Source organism: Stenotrophomonas sp. TWI1409 (genome assembly GCF_039673015.1).
GTDB lineage: Bacteria > Pseudomonadota > Gammaproteobacteria > Xanthomonadales > Xanthomonadaceae > Stenotrophomonas > Stenotrophomonas maltophilia_A.
Map to the genome: position 1 here is coordinate 1 of NZ_JBDJKU010000130.1, position 3474 is coordinate 3474.

The 3474-nt window shown below is 68.5% G+C and carries 4 protein-coding genes; 1 reads left to right on the forward strand and 3 read right to left on the reverse strand.

The window, feature by feature from the left end; translation table 11 throughout:
* Positions 1-72 precede the first annotated feature (72 nt).
* The 3 genes from ABE423_RS20570 to ftsY all read right to left on the reverse strand — a co-directional run bounded on the left by ABE423_RS20570 (position 73) and on the right by ftsY (position 2883).
* Positions 73-342, reverse strand: a complete 270-nt coding sequence (locus ABE423_RS20570; protein WP_125895118.1) for an oxidative damage protection protein — start codon at positions 340-342, stop codon at positions 73-75.
* A gap of 5 nt (positions 343-347) precedes the next feature.
* A complete protein-coding gene (gene mutY, locus ABE423_RS20575; protein ID WP_125895120.1) occupies positions 348-1472 on the reverse strand; it encodes an A/G-specific adenine glycosylase in 1125 nt (374 codons plus the stop codon).
* A gap of 82 nt (positions 1473-1554) precedes the next feature.
* Positions 1555-2883 carry a signal recognition particle-docking protein FtsY gene (gene ftsY, locus ABE423_RS20580; protein ID WP_125895122.1) on the reverse strand — a complete coding sequence of 443 codons (1329 nt, stop codon included), beginning with the start codon at positions 2881-2883 and terminating at the stop codon, positions 1555-1557.
* Between the two features lie 129 nt (positions 2884-3012).
* Here ftsY and ABE423_RS20585 point away from each other — a divergent pair, with 129 nt between their 5' ends.
* The gene (locus ABE423_RS20585) at positions 3013-3312 is read left to right on the forward strand and encodes a hypothetical protein (RefSeq protein WP_032128872.1); all 300 of its coding nucleotides are present in this window, start codon (positions 3013-3015) and stop codon (positions 3310-3312) included.
* The last annotated feature ends 162 nt before the right edge of the window (positions 3313-3474 follow it).

Sequence of the window (3474 nt, forward strand, 5' to 3'; positions counted from 1 at the left end):
GGTTGGCCCGGCCCGGGGCCGGCATCGCCCCTGAGCCCGGGGGCCCGCCCCGCCCCCGGCACTACCTGTGTGTCAGGCTTCCGGGGTGAAGCCGGCCGGCTTTTCCGCGTCCTTCTCGAACAGGAACTTGATCAGTTCGCCTTCAAGGAACGCGCGATGCTCCGCCGTGCGCGGCGACAGGCGGTTCTCGTTGATCAGCATGGTCTGGTGCGCCAGCCACGCAGCCCAGGCCTGCTTGCCGATGTTGTTGAAGATGCGCTGGCCCAGTTCGCCGGGGTAGGGCACGAAGTCCAGGCCCTCGGCATCGCGTTGTTCGTACTGGCAGAAGACGGTTCGGGACATGGCATTCACTCGTGGTTGCGGGGTTTCTTGGAATTTCGTTTCGGCGTCTTGATCGTTGCGCCGTCGAGCAGTTTGCGGATCGGTGCCGGCAGGCCCAGCGCGTGCAGTTCGTCGCTGGCGACCCAGCGCAGCGTGGGTTCTTCCACGTGCAGGCCGTGTACCTGCCGCGACAATACCTGCAGATGCAGCTTGTAGTGGCTGAAGGTGTGCTGCAGCACCGGCAGCTCTTCGGCCTCTTCCAGCGAGCCGTCGACGTGCACGTCGAACCAGTCCTGCAGCACGCTGCCGGCATCGGCCTGCGGCAGCGTCCACAGCTGCGCCCAGATGCCGGTGTCCGGCCGCTTCTGCAGCAGCACACGCTGCTGGGCGTCGCGCAGCAGCAGCGCAACGGCCTCGCGCTCGGGCAGGGTCTTGCTGGGCTTGGGCGTGGGTAGTTCAGCCGTGCGGCCTTCGCGCCGTGCCACGCAGTCATCCTGCAACGGGCAGATCACGCAGGCCGGTTTGGCACGGCTGCACACCGTCGCGCCCAGGTCCATCTGCGCCTGCGTGTAGTCGGCCATGCGCCCGGCCGGCACCTGCATCACATGCGCCTCGGCGATCGCCCACAGCTGCTTCTCGATGGCCGGCAGCCCGGGGAAACCATCGATGCCGTGGTAACGGCTGAGCACCCGCTTGACGTTGCCATCGAGGATCGCGAACGGGTCGTTCCAGGCCTGGCTGAGGATCGCACCGGCGGTGCTGCGGCCGATGCCGGGCAGGGCATGCAATGCATCGAAATCACGCGGCAGGTCGCCGTCGTGCAGTTCCACGCAGCGCTTCGCAGCGGCATGCAGGTTGCGTGCGCGGGCGTAGTAGCCGAGCCCGGCCCACTGCGCCATCACCGCGTCGTTGCTGGCGGCGGCAAGGTCGGGCAGGGTCGGGAAGTGCTGCAGGAACCGCTGGAAATACGGGATGACCGTGGCCACCTGGGTTTGCTGCAGCATGATTTCCGACAGCCAGACCCGGTAGGGACTGCGCGGGTGCTGCCAGGGCAGGTCGTGGCGGCCGTGGTCGTCGAACCAGTGCAGCAGGCGGGCGACGAAACCGTCTTCCCGGGCAGTCTTGGCGCTGGCGTGCGGCTGGCGGGGCATCGGTGTTCCAGAGAGGCAGCCACCCGTGGGGTGGCTCTACTGGATTGCAGTAGAGCCACGCCATGCGTGGCAGCACGGTGTATCAGGCGCCCAGCGCTTCGGGCAGCAGGGCGTCGACGAAAGCTTCCGGGTCGAACACGCGCAGGTCTTCCGGGCGCTCGCCGATGCCGGCGAATCGGATCGGAATGCCGAACTCGCGGGCCAGTGCGAACACCACGCCGCCCTTGGCGGTGCCGTCCAGCTTGGTCACTACCAGGCCGGTCACGTTCACTGCGGCATTGAACTGGCGCAGCTGCGACAGCGCGTTCTGGCCAGTGGTGCCGTCGATCACCATCAGCACTTCGTGCGGGGCGGTGGGGTCGATCTTGCCGAGCACGCGGCGGATCTTGCCCAGCTCGTTCATCAGGCCGGATTGGGTGTGCAGGCGGCCCGCGGTATCGGCGATCAGCACCGAGGTGCCACGGGCCTTGCCGGCCTGCAGCGCGTCGAATGCCACCGAAGCGGCATCGGCGTTCTGCCCCTGCGCGACCACGGCCACGCCGTTGCGCTCGCCCCAGGCCTGCAGCTGGGCCACGGCAGCGGCGCGGAAGGTGTCACCGGCGGCCAGCATCAGGCTGTGGCCATCGTCCTTGAAGCGCTTGGCCAGCTTGCCGATGGTGGTGGTCTTGCCGACGCCGTTGACGCCGACGGTGAGCACCACGAAGGGCTTGGCGTTGCGGTCGATCAACAGCGGCTTGGCCACCGGCTGCAGGATTGCGATCAGCTCGGCGCGCAGCGCGGCCAGCAGCGCATTGGCGTCGGCGAATTCGCGCGATTTCATGCGCTTGCGCAGGCCCTCGACCAGGTCGGTGGTGGCGCCCACGCCGACGTCGGCGGTGATCAGTGCGGTTTCCAGCTCGTCCAGCAGGTCGTCGTCAAGCTTGGGGTTGCGCGAGAACAGGCCACCAAAGCTGCGCGCGATGACGCTGTTGCGCAGGCGCTCGCGCCAGCCGGGCTTGCCAGCCGGCGCCGGAACGGCGTCGATCGAGGCGGCGGCAGGCAGGTCGTCGGTGACCGGTGCCGGTGTCGGTGCCGGGGTGGGCTCAGGCAGCGGTACGGGGGCCGGTTCGATGGCCGGGGTCGCGATGGGGGCGACGTCGATCTGAGCCGACGGTGCAGGAGCTGCCGGAACCGGTGCGGCTGGGGCCGGAATAACCGGGGTGGGCTCGACAGCGACCGGAACGGCGGTTGCTGGGGGCGGCTCGACCGGTACAGGCTCGGCCGGTACTGCTACCGGCGCCGGCTCCTTGTCCTCGACCGGCGCGGCCGACGGGAATGCCGCCGCCAGCTCTTCAGCCGAGTAGTGCTGGGTCTTGGGCGCCTCCGTTGCGGGGGCATCCTGGGGCTTCTTGCGGCGGAAAAAACTGAGCATTGGCAAAAGGCGCTGAAATCAGAGGGATATGCTACCACTCGGGCCTGTCGGGCCGATGTGGACTCAAGGTTGCGGCCCACCGGCCGTTAACCGGTCCGGAGGGCTGCGTCGTGCGGCCCGGAGACCGCCATGGACAACGTGATGGGAATCGCCCTCAGCGGGATGCGTGCGGCCCAGCAGGGCGTGCAGGTGGCCGCGCACAACGTGGCCAACCTGGCGACCCCGGATGCCCAGCACCTGCAGTTGCAGCGCATTACCACCGAGCAGGGTGGGGTGCAGGCTTCGGTGGCGTCCATCGGCGCCGATGCCGGCGCGCCGCTGGGTGATCTGCTGGCCGCGAAAGCCGAGGTCGTGGCCTTTGCCGCCAATGCCACGGTGATCCGTCGCCAGGACCAGATGCTGGGCTCACTGCTGGATCGGGACGCCTGAACCCCCTCGGCAGCTGCCAACCGCCACCCCTGGTGGGTGCCAACCTTGGTTGGCACGCTCGACCCGCCTTGGTAGGTGCCAACCTTGGTTGGCACGCTCGACCCGCCCTGGAAGGTGCCAACCTTGGTTGGCACGCTTTTGGGGCGCCAACCAAGGTTGGCC